General features: G+C 75.0%; 14 protein-coding genes. 4 read left to right on the forward strand and 10 right to left on the reverse strand.

The features are described from left to right. The first annotated feature begins 112 nt into the window (after positions 1-112). On the forward strand, positions 113-1,162 hold the full coding sequence (locus tag EDD39_RS25325) for a LacI family DNA-binding transcriptional regulator (protein ID WP_123559609.1): 1,050 nt from the start codon (positions 113-115) through the stop codon (positions 1,160-1,162). A gap of 44 nt (positions 1,163-1,206) precedes the next feature. On the opposite strand, the gene EDD39_RS25330 is transcribed toward EDD39_RS25325, so the two are convergent. Then, positions 1,207-1,809 (reverse strand): TetR/AcrR family transcriptional regulator, encoded by a 603-nt coding sequence (locus EDD39_RS25330; RefSeq protein ID WP_123559611.1) that lies wholly within the window; start codon positions 1,807-1,809, stop codon positions 1,207-1,209. Between the two features lie 121 nt (positions 1,810-1,930). Between EDD39_RS25330 and EDD39_RS25335 the strand changes: the two genes are divergently transcribed. The 3 genes from EDD39_RS25335 (at position 1,931) to EDD39_RS25345 (ending at position 4,197) form a co-directional block, all read left to right on the forward strand. After that, positions 1,931-2,923: an aldo/keto reductase gene (locus EDD39_RS25335; protein ID WP_123559613.1), complete on the forward strand. Its 993-nt coding sequence runs from the start codon at positions 1,931-1,933 to the stop codon at positions 2,921-2,923. 73 nt (positions 2,924-2,996) lie between these two features. Next, entirely contained in the window at positions 2,997-3,488 is a 492-nt protein-coding gene (locus tag EDD39_RS25340; RefSeq protein WP_123559615.1) for a GNAT family N-acetyltransferase, read from the forward strand. 124 nt (positions 3,489-3,612) lie between these two features. Then, positions 3,613-4,197, forward strand: coding sequence for a hypothetical protein (locus tag EDD39_RS25345; protein WP_123559617.1), 585 nt, complete (start codon positions 3,613-3,615; stop codon positions 4,195-4,197). Between the two features lie 19 nt (positions 4,198-4,216). On the opposite strand, the gene EDD39_RS25350 is transcribed toward EDD39_RS25345, so the two are convergent. The 9 genes from EDD39_RS25350 to EDD39_RS25390 form a co-directional block, all read right to left on the reverse strand. After that, positions 4,217-4,453, reverse strand: a complete 237-nt coding sequence (locus EDD39_RS25350; RefSeq protein WP_123559619.1) for a ferredoxin — start codon at positions 4,451-4,453, stop codon at positions 4,217-4,219. Then, positions 4,450-5,706 (reverse strand): cytochrome P450, encoded by a 1,257-nt coding sequence (locus tag EDD39_RS25355; RefSeq protein WP_123559621.1) that lies wholly within the window; start codon positions 5,704-5,706, stop codon positions 4,450-4,452. Before EDD39_RS25355 ends, EDD39_RS25350 begins: the two co-directional genes overlap by 4 nt. 257 nt (positions 5,707-5,963) lie before the next feature. Next, complete coding sequence (locus EDD39_RS25360) at positions 5,964-6,368, reverse strand: RidA family protein (protein WP_123559623.1); 405 nt, start codon at positions 6,366-6,368, stop codon at positions 5,964-5,966. Positions 6,369-6,456: 88 nt separating this feature from the next. Continuing rightward, entirely contained in the window at positions 6,457-7,284 is an 828-nt protein-coding gene (locus EDD39_RS25365; protein WP_244257031.1) for an ATP-grasp domain-containing protein, read from the reverse strand. 65 nt (positions 7,285-7,349) lie between these two features. Beyond that, entirely contained in the window at positions 7,350-7,991 is a 642-nt protein-coding gene (locus EDD39_RS25370) for a TetR/AcrR family transcriptional regulator (protein ID WP_123559627.1), read from the reverse strand. A 175-nt stretch (positions 7,992-8,166) separates the two neighbouring features. Next, positions 8,167-8,673: a GNAT family N-acetyltransferase gene (locus EDD39_RS25375; RefSeq protein WP_123559629.1), complete on the reverse strand. Its 507-nt coding sequence runs from the start codon at positions 8,671-8,673 to the stop codon at positions 8,167-8,169. A 72-nt stretch (positions 8,674-8,745) separates the two neighbouring features. Continuing rightward, positions 8,746-9,387 (reverse strand): hypothetical protein, encoded by a 642-nt coding sequence (locus tag EDD39_RS25380; RefSeq protein WP_148089517.1) that lies wholly within the window; start codon positions 9,385-9,387, stop codon positions 8,746-8,748. Between the two features lie 493 nt (positions 9,388-9,880). Continuing rightward, positions 9,881-11,419: a DUF2252 domain-containing protein gene (locus tag EDD39_RS25385; protein ID WP_123559633.1), complete on the reverse strand. Its 1,539-nt coding sequence runs from the start codon at positions 11,417-11,419 to the stop codon at positions 9,881-9,883. A 161-nt stretch (positions 11,420-11,580) separates the two neighbouring features. Further along, the gene (locus tag EDD39_RS25390; RefSeq protein ID WP_148089518.1) at positions 11,581-12,414 is read right to left on the reverse strand and encodes a hypothetical protein; all 834 of its coding nucleotides are present in this window, start codon (positions 12,412-12,414) and stop codon (positions 11,581-11,583) included. Positions 12,415-12,518: the final 104 nt, after the last annotated feature.

Consider the following 12,518-nt stretch of genomic DNA (forward strand, 5'->3'; position numbering starts at 1 on the left):
CGACCGGGGGAGCGCCCCCGGTCGCGGGCCCGGGCCCGCCTTCGCACCCGGCCCGGACCAGGGGGCGGAACGGGTTGGGAGAGCGCTCTCCCAGCGTGCTATAAAGGGCCTCATGAGCAGCGAAGCCCTCAAGCGCGCCAGCACCCTGGAGGACGTGGCGCGGGTCGCGGGCGTCTCCCGGGCCACCGTCTCCCGCGTCATCAACGGCGTCCGGAACGTCGACCCCGCCATCCAGGAAGCCGTCCGCCAGGCCATCGCCCGCACCGGCTACGTCCCCAACAGCGCCGCCCGCTCCCTGGTCACCCGCCGCACCGGCGCCCTCGCCCTGGTGATCTCCGGCAGCGACGCCCCCGAGACCCCCGACCACCACGTCGGCGGCGAGATCTTCGCCGACCCGTTCTTCGGACGCGTCGTCAGCGGCGTCTTCACCGGCCTGCGCCCGCTCGACCTGCACCCCGTCCTGATGCTCGCCGACAGCGCCGAAGCCCGGGACAAGGCGCTCACCTACCTGCGGCAGGGCAACGCCGACGGCGCCATGGTGGTCTCCACCCACAGCCGCGACCCGCTGCCCGCCCAACTCCTCGCCGCCGGCATCCCCACCGTCCTGTTCGGCCGCCCCCCGACGCCGCTCTCGCTCTCCTGCGTCGACCTCGACAACCGCGAGGGCGGCCGGATCGCCGCCGACCACCTCGCCGCCCGCGGCCGGCTGCGCGTCGCCGCCATCTCCGGCCCGCTCGGCGTCCGGGCCGCCCGCGACCGCCTCTCCGGCTTCCGGGAGGCCATGGCGGACCACGGCATCCACCAACTCCCGCATGTCGAAGGCGACTTCACCCGGGAGGACGGCGAACGCGCGATGACCTCGCTGCTGCGCCGCTACCCCGACCTGGACGGCGTCTTCGCCGCCAACGACCTGATGGCCCAGGGCGCCCTCGCCGTCCTGGCCGACCACCGGCGCCGCGTCCCCGAGGACATCGCAGTGATCGGCTTCGACGACTCTTCCGCCGCCACGGCCGGCCGCCCCCACCTCACCACCGTCCGCCAGCCGGTCGAGGAGATGGCCGCCGAAATGACCCGCGTCCTCCTCGACCACCTCGCCCGCCCCACCCGCGCGGCCACCACCGTCCTCTTCGAGCCCACCCTGATCGAACGCCAATCCGCCTGACCGGCACCCGCGGGCGGCCGCGGGCGGCTGCGGGGCGACGCGGGTCAGAGGCGGTCGGGGCGGGGAGTGCCGGCGCCGTGCAGGAGGGTGTCGACGACCAGGGTGGCGAGGGTGTCGGGGTCGTGTTCGTCGGGGTGCTGGGCGGCCTCGTGGATGAGGGCGTAGTAGACCCGGCGGGTCCAGGCGATGTCGGTGTCGGGGCGTAGGACGCCGGCGTCCCGGGCACGGAGGAAGAGCCGTTCGCAGGTGGTGCGGACCTCGGCGTGGATCCGGGCGACCTCCGGGTTGACGGCCGAGGCCCGGCTCATGGCGAATCCCCAACTGGCCTTGATGCCCAGGACGTTGGCGGTCGTCCGGTAGAGCGCGACCAGTGGCGGGGCGGTGTCGGGGTGGGCGGCCTCCACCGCGGCGGCGAAGCGCCGGGTGGCCCAGGTGGCCAGGGCGTCGATGAGCGCCTCGCGGGTGGCGAAGCGCCGGTGCACGGTGGTGCGGGCGACGCCCGCGGCCTCGGCGATCTGCTCCACGGTGGCCGCCGGGTCGGCGCCGAGGGTGCGTTCGGCGGCCTCCAGGATGGCCGTCACGGTCCGTTCGGCGTCCGCGCGCAGCGGCCGGTTTCCGGTGGGGGACGACTGCCGCTGCGTGGTCATGCCGGAAAGCATACGCCGGAGTCGCGGTTCGTCGACTACTTGCATCACTCGTGTTGCAAGTTGTAGCTTCACTGCGTCCTGGTTGATGCAACTGGCGTCCCCTCCCGGAAGGTTGGAGCACATGGAGTACACCCGTCTCGGCCGCAGCGGCCTCTCGGTCTCCCGGCTCGTCCTCGGCACCATGAACTTCGGCTCGCGGACCTCCGAGCAGGACAGCCACGCCCTCATGGACCGCGCGCACGAACACGGCATCAACTTCTTCGACACCGCGAACGCCTACGGCACCCAGCCGGGCGAGACGCCCACCGAGGAGATCATCGGACGCTGGTTCGCGGGCGACCCGGAACGCCGGGAACGGACCGTGCTGGCCACCAAGGTCTACCTCCCGACCGGCTCCCGGCCCAACGAGGGCGGGCTGTCCGCGCTGCACGTCCGGCGCGCCGTCGACGCCTCGCTAAAGCGGCTGCGCACCGACCGGATCGACCTCTACCAGATGCACCACATCGACCGGAACACGCCCTGGGAAGAGATCTGGGAAGCGTTCTCCGTGCTGCGCCAGCAAGGCAAGGTGCTGTACTTCGGCTCCTCCAACTTCGCCGGCTGGCACCTCGCCCAGGCCCAGGAGGCCGCCCGGGAACGGCACTTCCTCGGCCTGGTCGCCGAGCAGTCGATCTACAACCTGATGTCCCGCTGGGCCGAACTGGAAGTACTGCCCGCCGCACAGCACTACGGCGTCGGCGTGATCCCGTACTCGCCGCTGCACGGCGGCATGCTCAGCGGCGTCCTGCGCAAGCAGCGCGAAGGCAACGCCGTCCGCAGCGGCTCGGGCATCTGGGCCGCCGACTTCGACGGACAGCGCGGCGCCGTCGAGGCGTACGAGCAGCTGTGCGCCGAGACCGGCGCCGACCCGGCCCACGTCGGCCTGGCCTGGCTGCTCACCCGGCCCGGCGTCACCGGCCCGATCGTCGGACCGCGCACCGTCGAACAGCTCGACCACACCCTGCGCGCCCTGGCCACCACCCTCGACGCCGACACCCTCGCCGCCCTCGACCGGATCTTCCCGGCCCCCGGCCCCAACGGCGCCAAGCCCGCCCCCGAGGCGTACGCCTGGTGACCCGTCAGGCCCGCCGCGGCCCCGGCAGCCGGGGGCGCGGCAAACCGGTTGATCCGCCGATTACGGTTTCGGTATGACAAGCACACTCCGGCTGGAAGCGGTCACCGCCGCCAACCTCGACACCGCACTCGGCATCGACGTCCGCCCGGACCAGGCCCACCTGGTGGACCCGGTGGTCAAGTCCCTCGCCGAGGCGTACGTCCACCCCGGCGTGGCCTGGCCCCGGCTGATCCTGGACGGCGAGCGGCCGGTCGGCTTCCTGATGGCCTTCTTCGACATCGACTTCAAGGGCGACGGCGGCACCGACATCCGCTCGGGCCTGTGGCGGCTCAACATCGCCGCCGGCGAACAGGGCCGCGGCTACGGCCGCTTCGCGGTCGAAGCGGTGGCCACCGAGATCCGCCGCCGCGGCGGCACCCGCCTCACCACCACCTGGCACCCCGGCGAGGACGGCCCCGAACGCTTCTACCTGCGCCTCGGCTTCCGCCCCACCGGAGAGACCAGCGGCAGCGAACGCGTCGGCGAACTGCACCTCACCGCGGAGCCGGACCCGGAGCCCGCCTGAGCACCCGGAGCCGCACCCGGAGCCGCCCCCGGAACCCGGACGGGTGGGACGGCACCGCCGTCAACGGCCTCCGTCCGGCACCCCGCCGGCCCCCGCCGCCCGGCCCCGGTCCACAATCGCGGGCATGGACGTCCTCGAACTGCTGGAGGGGGCCGGGCTGCTGGCTCCCGGGGCTGCCGCCGACCCGAACGACCCCACTGTCCTGGACGTCCGGGACCTGCTGGCCCACGACGGGTGGGAGACCGTCCTCACGCTGCTGGAGGAGCCCGGCACCAACCCGCCGATCCCGCCCGAGCGTTGGGCCGAGCTCGCGGCCGCCGCCGAGCAGCTGCACCTCGCGCACAGCGCCGACTGGTGCCACTGGCGGTACTGCGAGGCCCGCGACGACCTCGTGATCCGCGCCGAACTCGCCCTGCCGCCCCTCGGGGAGGGCCCGCGCAGGACGCCCTTCGCCGGGGCGGGGGTCATGCGCCCGCTGTGGGACATCGGCCAGCACACCCCCGACGGCGGACCGAACCTCGCCATCGCCAGGCTCTGGGCGGAAGACACCCCGACCCTGGGCCCCGGCGAACGCGCCACCGTCCGCCTCGGGCCCCTCGCCCCCGCCCGCTGGCGCGACCTGCGCCCCGGCCGGCGGATCACCATGCACGAGGGCCAACCCGTCGTTGCGACGGCCACCGTCGTCGAGGTCCGCCGGGTCTTCGGGTGAACGGCCCGGCCTGAGGCGGTCACCAGAGCGGGGCGACCAGGTCCCCGGTGGCGGCGTCGCGGACGGAGATCGCCTCGACCGGGCACATCTCGGCGGCCTCGGTCAGTTCCTCGGAGCCCGCGGAGGCGGGCCGGACGGGGGCGGCGCGGCCGTCAGGGCCGAGGGCGAGGTCGGTGGGGGCGGTGCGGGCGCACAGGCCGCTGCCGATGCAGCGGCCCCGGTCGACCGTCACGACCAGTTGCCGGGCGTCGCTCACCAGGCCACCTCCAGGCGCAGCGGGCTGCGGGTGAGCAGGCCGGTGCGCCACTCGATCCGGTCGACCGGGGTGGCCAGCCGCAGTTCCGGCAGGGCGCGGGCCAGGTGGTGCAGGCCCAGTTCGAGTTCCATCCGGGCCAGCCAGGCGCCCAGGCAGTGGTGCGGCCCGGCCCCGAAGGTCAGCGACGGGGTGCCGAGCGGGGCGAACAGGTCGAGCGGGCCCGGCGGGTAGACCTGCGGGTCGGCGTTGGCCGCGGTGGTGTCGGCGGCGACGATCGCCCCCGCCGGGATGGTCACCCCGCCGATCTCCAGGTCCGCCGTCGCCCGGCGCAACTGCCCGGGGGCGGTGGTGCGGTCGCCGAGTGGGACGGTGCGCAGGATCTGCTCGGTCGCGGCGGCGGCCGCGGCCGGGTCCGCGCCGATCCGCTGCCAGGCCCCGGCGGACTCCGGCTGCCCGGCCTGCGCTGCCTGCCCTGCCTGCGCGGTCCGTTCCGGGTCGAGCAGGTAGACCAGGGCGTTGCCGAAACTGGTCATGGTGGTCTCGTGCCCGGCGATCACCAGCCCGATGGTGAGCGAGGTGATCTGCTCCTCCGTCATGCCGCCGGTCCGGTCGGCGGCCAGCACCAGCGAACTGACCAGGTCATCGCCCGGGTTCTTGCGCCGCTCCTGCACCAGCCGGTACCCGAACGCGCCGAACTCCGCGATCGCCGTCCGGATCTCCTCGGCGCTGTACGCCGTCGTGGACAGCGCGTGGTCGCTCCAGTAGCCGAGCCGCTCGGTGTCCAGGCCCTCCAGCTCCATCAGCCGGCTGATCACCCGCACCGGCAGCGGCTTGGTGAGCGCCCCGACCACCTCGGCGGGCGACCCCGACGCGGCCAGCTCGTCGACCAGCTCCCGCACCACCCCGTCCACCCAGGGCCGCCAGCGCTCGATCGCCCGCGGGGTGAAGGCGCGCTGGACGGTGCGGCGGATCGCCTGGTGGTCCGGCCCGTCGCTGTTCAGGATCGAGGACGGGTCGTCCAGGATGTTCGGCGTCAGCACGGTCGGCGGCGCGTCCGGCGCGTACAGCGAGGCCCGCCCCAGGTCCGGGTGGGCGAGCGCCTGCCGGACGTCCGCGTGCCGGGTCAGCACCCACACCGGCGTCCCGGTCGGCAGCGCGGCCTGCCGGGGCGGCCCGGCCTCCGCCCGCAGCAGGCAGTGCAGCGGCACCAGCGGCGGCGCGTCGGGGGCTTCGGGAGTCGCGTCGGTGGTCATCCGTCCTCCTGGCAAGAGACCTGCACGGGCCGAGGAGGCCACCGGCCGGCGACCCCTCGCCCCCGACCGTATGCGGCCGACAGCCCCGCGAGTAGGACGCAAACCAGCCACCGACGGGACGCGAAATCCCTCCAACTGGCGTTCGAAACCCGGACGTTGGCACGGACCGCAGCCGTGGCCACAAACCGCAGCCGTGGCCACGGCTCGCAACCGCGGCCGCGGCTCGCAACCGCGGCCCGCGCCGCCGCCGGGGCGGCTCAGCCCGCGACGACCGCCAGCGCTTCGATCTCGATCAGCACCTCCGGCCGGAACAGCGCCGCGACCTGCACCGCCGAACTCGCCGGCGGCCGCGCCGGGTCCACGTGCTCGTCCCGCACCTTGCGGATCGCGGGCAGGTACGCCACGTCCGTGACGAACACGGTGAACTTCACGACGTCCGAGAACCCGGCCCCCGCCGCGGCCAGGCAGCGCCGCAGGTTCTCGAACACCTGCCGGGCCTGCGCCTCCGGATCACCCGCCCCGACCAGGTCCCCCCGCTCGTCGAACGCCACCTGCCCGGAAACCTGAACCAACCGCCCCGTCCCGGTGACCACCTGGGTGTAACCCGTACCCGGTGCGACACCCGGCGGCTCGGCGATGTGCGTGAGGTGAGAAGTACTCATGGCCGCCATCCTCACCCATCCCACCCGCCGGACGCACCGCAGTTTCCCCGGACGGCACGGACGGTCCCGGGCGGTCCTGGGCGGAGGTTCAGCGGACGACCTCGGGCAGGGGACGCAGGAACGGGCGGTCGGTGGGCGGGAGTTCGGGGAGGGGACCGGCGGCGCGCAGGACGACGTCCAGGACGGCGTCCGGGTCGCAGGCGTAACCGCCGCTGGCCCAGGCCGCGTTGGCCTCGACGACGGCCCAGCCGTGCGGCGTGCGGCCGAGGTCGACCACGGCGGCGCTCGGCAGGGCGGCCGGGCCGGTCGCGGCGGCCAGCACGTCGGCCGCGAAGGCCAGCAGCTCCGGGGCGTCCGACTCCGGGGCGTCCGACTCCGGGGCCTCCGACTCCGTTGCGGCGACCGAGAGTTCACCGCCCCGGGCGTAGCGGGACGCGGCGCGCACCGTGCCGTCCAGCACGAACAGGCGGAACTCGGTGTCGAACCGGACGACCTCGCTGACCAGCACCGGCGTTGCGCCGTCCAGCAGTTCGGGCCCGGGCAGGGCGCTGCCGTCCGGGTACACCCGGGCGGTGAAGTGCTTGTCCGCGGGCGCCTTCACGAAGGCCGGGCCGGGCAGCCTGCGCGCCTCGGCGAGCGTCGTCAACTCGACCCGGCGGCGCGTCAGTTCGCGCGGCAGCGCGGCCAGCCAGCCGTCGGACGGCTCCAGCGGGGCCAGCCCCAGCTCCCGCCCGACCGCGTCGGCGAACAGCGGCCCGCCGTACAGGTGCACCCGCGTCCCCGCCAGCCCCTGCGGGGCCCGCCAGGACGCCGCCGTGTGCGCCCGCAGCCCGCGCCGCCCGGCGGCGGTGCGCAGCTGGAGACCGGTCTCGTTGATCCGCGGGGCGAGCAGCAGGGTGGCGCCGGTGGTGGACATGCCCGCGATCATGCCGCGCGGGCGGCCGCCCCGGCCACGGGATTTCGCCGGGCCGGGCCCCGGGCTCAGTCCTGCGGGGCCAGCGAGGCGGGCGAGGTGGTGGATGGGGGCGAAGCGGGGGAGGCCGGGAAGAGGCGTTGGACGGCGGTGACGACGGCGGCCCGGCGGGCGGCCAGGAAGGCGGTGCGCTGCTCCTCGTCGGCGGGGAGGAGTTCGGACTGCCCGGCCCAGGACGTCGCCAGCTGGTTGAGCAGGACCAGGACGTCCAGCGGGTCCCAGGACGGGTCGAGGTGGCCCGCGCGCTGGGCCAGGCGCAGCTGCTCGGTCTTGTGGCGGACGGTCGCGCCGACCGGGTCGCCGTCCGGCGCGGGCCCGTCCCCGGGGGTCAGTTCGAGACGGCCCCAGGACATCAGGCGCAGCCGGTCCGGGTGCGCGGAGAAGTAGTCGTGCAGGCGCCCGGCGTACGCGGGCAGGTCGGTCGGGTCGAGCCGGGTGGCCTCGGCGACGGCCGTCAACTCGGCTGCGGCGACCGTCGCGTAGAGCTCCTCCTTGCTGCGGAAGTACGCGTACAGACGCTCCTTGCTGGTGCGGGCGGCCTTGGCGATCCGCTCCACCCGGGCACCCGCGATCCCGTGCCGGGCGAACTCGGCGGTGGCCGCGGCGACGATCCGGTCGCGGGTCGAGTCGGCTCCGGGCGGGGGTGTCATGCCCCCACGGTACCCGACCGAACCGGACAGTTCGGAACGCGACCCCGCCGCCCTCGCGCGCACGGCGCGGCGCCCCGGTCGGCCAGAGCTCGGAGCCCGCGGACCGGTCAGAGCTCGGAGCTCGTGGACCGGTCAGAGCTCGGAGCTCGTGGACCGGCCAGGGTCTGCGGACCGGTCAGAGCTCGCGGCGCATCACCAGGCGCGGCCACCGGTCCAGCCCGTGCGCCGCCTCGCGGGCCCGGACCGCGCGCAGCCCCGGCCCGAGCGCGTCCTCCGGCACCGGGCGGAAACCGCACCGGGCGTAGTACGGGGCGTTCCACGGCACCTCGGCGAAGGTGGTGAGGGTCAGTGCCGGAACGCCCTCCGCCACGGCCAGCGCAGCCAGGTGCTCCAACAGGCCGCGTCCCACCCCCCGGCGGGCGTGCGCGGGATGCACCGAGACCTGCTCGACGTGCAGCGCGCCGTCGATCCGCTCCGCGACCAGGTACGCGACCGGCCGGTCGGACCCGTCCACCGCCACCAGGGCCAGCCCCGCCCGCACGAACGGCGCCAACTCCTCGACGGAGAACGGCTCGTCCGCCGCGATCTCCGCCATCCCGACCTCGTCGAAGCAGCGACCGGCCGCCCGCTCGATCTCCTGGAGCAGCGGCAGTTCCTCGACCCGGACCTCACGTACGCGCATCACCCCATTGTGCGCGACCACGCTCCCCGCCGCGGCCCCGGTCGGACGGGGCCGCGGCGGGGAACGGCGGGGTCAGTGCTCGTTGCCCCGGTGGATGCGCTCCACGACCTCGGGCACCAACTGCTCCTCGACGCCCACGCCCTCCACCACGATCAGGTACTGATCGTCCGCCCACAGGCAGGTGAGGGTGTCGGTGGCCCGGTCCTCCGGGGAGGCGTCATCCTGGTAGGAGTCGCAGTACAGCGACCCGGGCAGCGAGGACTTCACCAGGCGCGGCGGCCGGTCGTCGGAGGAACCCGTCTCGATCAGCGAGACCATCTTGCGCTCGAAGGCCGGACTGGACTTCGCCAGCATGACGGTCCACCGGGCCTCGTTGCGGTCCCCGCCGAACGAGGTGCCCGCATCGTCCCCCGGCACCGAACCGTACGCGGCGGCCTGCGGCTCCGAGGCGCCCATCGCCACCATGCTGGAGCTGGTCTCCTCCCACTTGGGGAAGTCGTTCCGCTCCGAGCTCGCCCGCAACTTGACCCCCTCCACCGAACCGGGCAGCCGCGGAACACCCCCACCGCCGTCACCGCCGAACACGCCCACCCCCAGCGCGACCAGCGCACCCACCAGCAGCACCCCGCCCACGCCCAGCAGGACCTGCCGACGCTTCCGCTCCTGCGCCACCGCCGCGGCGGCCGCAGCGGCCGCGACCGGGGCCAACGGCACCCCGCCGGGCAACGGCGGCTGACCGGGCACCGGCGGCGGGACGGACGGCGTCCCCGGCGCGGCGGTCGGGGCGGCGGGCGGAGCGGCAGGCGGCGGCGGGGGAGTGCCCGGCAGCCCGGACGGCGGTGGCGGGCCCACCGGCACGGGCGGCACGGGCGGCGTGGGCGGTGAGGGAGGTGCGGTCACCTTCTCGAACGACGGCCCGCTCCCGCCGGCCGCGTCGCCAACTCCCCTCCCCGCTGCGTCCGTTCCCGTCCCGACACTCTCCGCTTCGACGTTCTCCGCCTCGGCCGCCCCCGCGGTGGCCGACACGGCTCCGTCTTCCGAAACCATCGTCAATCTCCTGTCACAGTGGTCCAGTTCGAGGGCCAATGTGTCAGGATCGGACGGGCCGCGGCGAGGCCGGACCGGAATGGAGACGGAACCGCAACCAGCGCGATCGCGGCCCCGCCTCCGCCGCGTGCCGCTCCGCCCCGCTCCGCCTCCGCCGCGTTCAGACGCCCGGCACCGGCTCCGCGGCGAGGCGGCCGGCCCGGATCGCGGCGACCAGCGCCGCGTGATCGGCCTCCGACTGGTCGGCGTAGGCGACCGCGAACCGGGAGACGGCCTCCTCGAGGCGCTCGTCCTTGCCGCAGTAGCCGGCGATCAGCGCGGCGTCCGCGGTGTGGGCGTGGGCGCGGGCCAGCAGGGCGCCGGTCAGCCGGCCGTAGTCGTCGAGCTGGGAAGGCGTCAGCGCGGCCGGGTCGACACTGCCCTTGCGGTTGCGGAACTGCCGTACCTGGTAGGGGAGTCCGGCGACACTGGTCCAGCCCATCAGCGGGTCGGACACCACCTGCATCCGCTTCTGCCCGAGCACCACCCGGCGCCCCTCGTGCTCGCCCTCCGGCGGCACCGGGAACCCGGCCCGCACCAGGTGCGGGAGCAGCACCGAGGCCCGGGCCTCCTTCACCTGCAGCACCAGCGGCCCGCCCTTGCGGTCGGTCAGCAGCACCACGTACGAGCGGGTGCCGACGCTGCCGGTGCCCACCACCCGGAACGCCACGTCCTGCACCCGGAACCGGGCCAGCAGCGGGTGCAGCTCCGCCGGAACGGTGTGCCGGTAGGACGCCAACGACCCGGCCACCAACTCGGCCTGACGGTCCGTCACTTCGCTGAGGATCGGCGGCGCCGCGACGAACCGCCAACCCCCGTCCTCGGTGCGGACGGTGGAGCGCGACGCGAACTTCGCCCCGGTGTTGCGCAGGGCCTTCGCCGAGACCGCCGCCAGCAGGTCGCTCAGCTCGTGCGCGCCCGCGAACTCCACCAACTGGTGGTCGGCGATGGCGTCCCAGGCGTTCCAGGCGTCCAGCGCCGGGAGCTTCGCCAGCTGCCGCACCGTCCGCCGGTACGTCGCCGCCGCGTCGAACGCCGCCTGCCGACAAGCGAGTTCACCCGCGCCCGCCTGCCGGCCCGCCAGCACCAGGCTGGCCGCCAGGCGCTTGAGGTCCCACTCCCACGGGCCGGACACCGTCTCGTCGAAGTCGTTCAGGTCCAGCGCCAGCCGCCCCCGGGCGTCCCCGTACAGGCCGAAGTTGGCGGCGTGCGCGTCGCCGCACAGCTGCGCGGCGACACCGCTGACCGGGGTCGTCGCCAGGTCGTGCGCCATCAGGCCCGCCGAACCGCGCAGGAACGCGAACGGCGACGCCGCCATCCGGCCCACCCGCAGCGGCACCAGGTGCGGCAGCCGGCCCACGTTCGCCGACTCCACCGCCGCCACCACCTCCGGACGGGACGCCGACGGCACCAGCCGCACGTGCGACTCCAGCGGCACCCGCTCGCGCAGCAGCTTGCCGCGCCGCTTCGGACCGTCCGCGAGCGTCAGGCCCTCCAGCTCCAGCAGCGCCACCGAAGGCCGGGCCGGCACCGCCGAGGCGTCCCCCGCGAACCCGTCCACCGCGAACTCCCGTGCCGGCCAATGCCCTTGTGCGCCTGCGCCCACCGCCTCCGGACCCGCCGCCTCCGGATTCTCCGCCCACGTCTCGACCGCCGACACCCGAAACTCCCCTCCGACCACGGCAGGGGCCGCCCCCACCAGCGGCGACGCTACCGCTCCACCCCGCCGCCACCGCGCCCGGGTCGGCCCGTCGGCCGCACTGGACCGTGGACCGAAAGCCGGAGACGGTGCAGCGGATCCCGTGGCGGCGCCGACGGACGTCACCAATCGCCCTGGAGGAGGGACAGGAGACCCGGGTCAGGGTCGGCCACGGTCGTCACGTTGGCTGCCACGACGACCAGCGCGGCCGCTGCCGACAGGGCTGTGAGCAGGCAGTACCACCGGTGCCGGCGGCGCCACACCGCCACTGACAGACCGAGGAGGGCGCCTGCCAGGAGACCGCAGAGCACGGCCTTGACCATGTGCCACCGGACGTACTCGTCGAGCATCACGCGCAGGGCGGGCGACACCTGGCCGTGGCCGAGTTGATCGCGGACCTGTGCCAACAGGGCGACCCGGTCGGGCTTGGCGAGACCGGGTGCCAGCAGCGGCAGCAGCGTGCCGAAGGGCGACACGACCCCCTGGACGTTCTCGATCAACAGCGCCGCCGCGACGAGCGCGAGCGCCCCGGACAGCAGCCGGAACCGCCGGAACCGCTTGGCCAGCGCGACCAGCACCGCGAGCAGCGGAACGGCGATCAGCACCCGTACCAGGTGGTCATGGAACTGCCGGTCGACGAGGTGCTGGAGGCCGGGCGAGAAGGCCCGGCGGCCGGAGGACCAGTAGGTGAGGAAGCCGTGCGGGAAGTCGCCGAACCCGCCGGGGACCAGCAGGGGCGGGGCCAGGAAGAACGCGGCGGCCAAGAGAACGGCCGCGGCCGGGAGCCCGACGGCCGGGAGCCCGACGGCCCGCCTGCGCGGCGCCCCGGTGCCGGAGCCCGTCCCGGCCCGCTCCCGCGCGTCCGAGGCCGTCCCGGCCAGCTCCCGCTCGCCCGGGCCCGTCCGGCTCCGCTTTCGCGGGTCCGGGAACTGTGATGGTTGTGCCGGTGTCGTCATGCCGACCACTGTGTCGCGGGGGAACCGCCAGGTCACCGGGGTGCGCCGGACAGTTGGGGTGTGGCTGGCCGCAGGGTGCAGGCCGCACCCCACCGCCCGGAGCG

This window comes from Kitasatospora cineracea, from assembly GCF_003751605.1.
Taxonomy (GTDB): Bacteria; Actinomycetota; Actinomycetes; order Streptomycetales; family Streptomycetaceae; genus Kitasatospora; species Kitasatospora cineracea.

Bases quoted from the DNA above. Each gene is read 5' to 3' on its own strand.
- EDD39_RS25325 (WP_123559609.1), top strand. From the start codon at position 113: ATGAGCAGCGAAGCCCTCAAGCGCGCCAGCACCCTGGAGGACGTGGCG.
- EDD39_RS25330 (WP_123559611.1), bottom strand. From the start codon at position 1,809: ATGACCACGCAGCGGCAGTCGTCCCCCACCGGAAACCGGCCGCTGCGC.
- EDD39_RS25335 (WP_123559613.1), top strand. From the start codon at position 1,931: ATGGAGTACACCCGTCTCGGCCGCAGCGGCCTCTCGGTCTCCCGGCTC.
- EDD39_RS25340 (WP_123559615.1), top strand. From the start codon at position 2,997: ATGACAAGCACACTCCGGCTGGAAGCGGTCACCGCCGCCAACCTCGAC.
- EDD39_RS25345 (WP_123559617.1), top strand. From the start codon at position 3,613: ATGGACGTCCTCGAACTGCTGGAGGGGGCCGGGCTGCTGGCTCCCGGG.
- EDD39_RS25355 (WP_123559621.1), bottom strand. From the start codon at position 5,706: ATGACCACCGACGCGACTCCCGAAGCCCCCGACGCGCCGCCGCTGGTG.
- EDD39_RS25360 (WP_123559623.1), bottom strand. From the start codon at position 6,368: ATGAGTACTTCTCACCTCACGCACATCGCCGAGCCGCCGGGTGTCGCA.
- EDD39_RS25365 (WP_244257031.1), bottom strand. From the start codon at position 7,284: ATGTCCACCACCGGCGCCACCCTGCTGCTCGCCCCGCGGATCAACGAG.
- EDD39_RS25370 (WP_123559627.1), bottom strand. From the start codon at position 7,991: ATGACACCCCCGCCCGGAGCCGACTCGACCCGCGACCGGATCGTCGCC.
- EDD39_RS25375 (WP_123559629.1), bottom strand. From the start codon at position 8,673: ATGCGCGTACGTGAGGTCCGGGTCGAGGAACTGCCGCTGCTCCAGGAG.
- EDD39_RS25390 (WP_148089518.1), bottom strand. From the start codon at position 12,414: ATGACGACACCGGCACAACCATCACAGTTCCCGGACCCGCGAAAGCGG.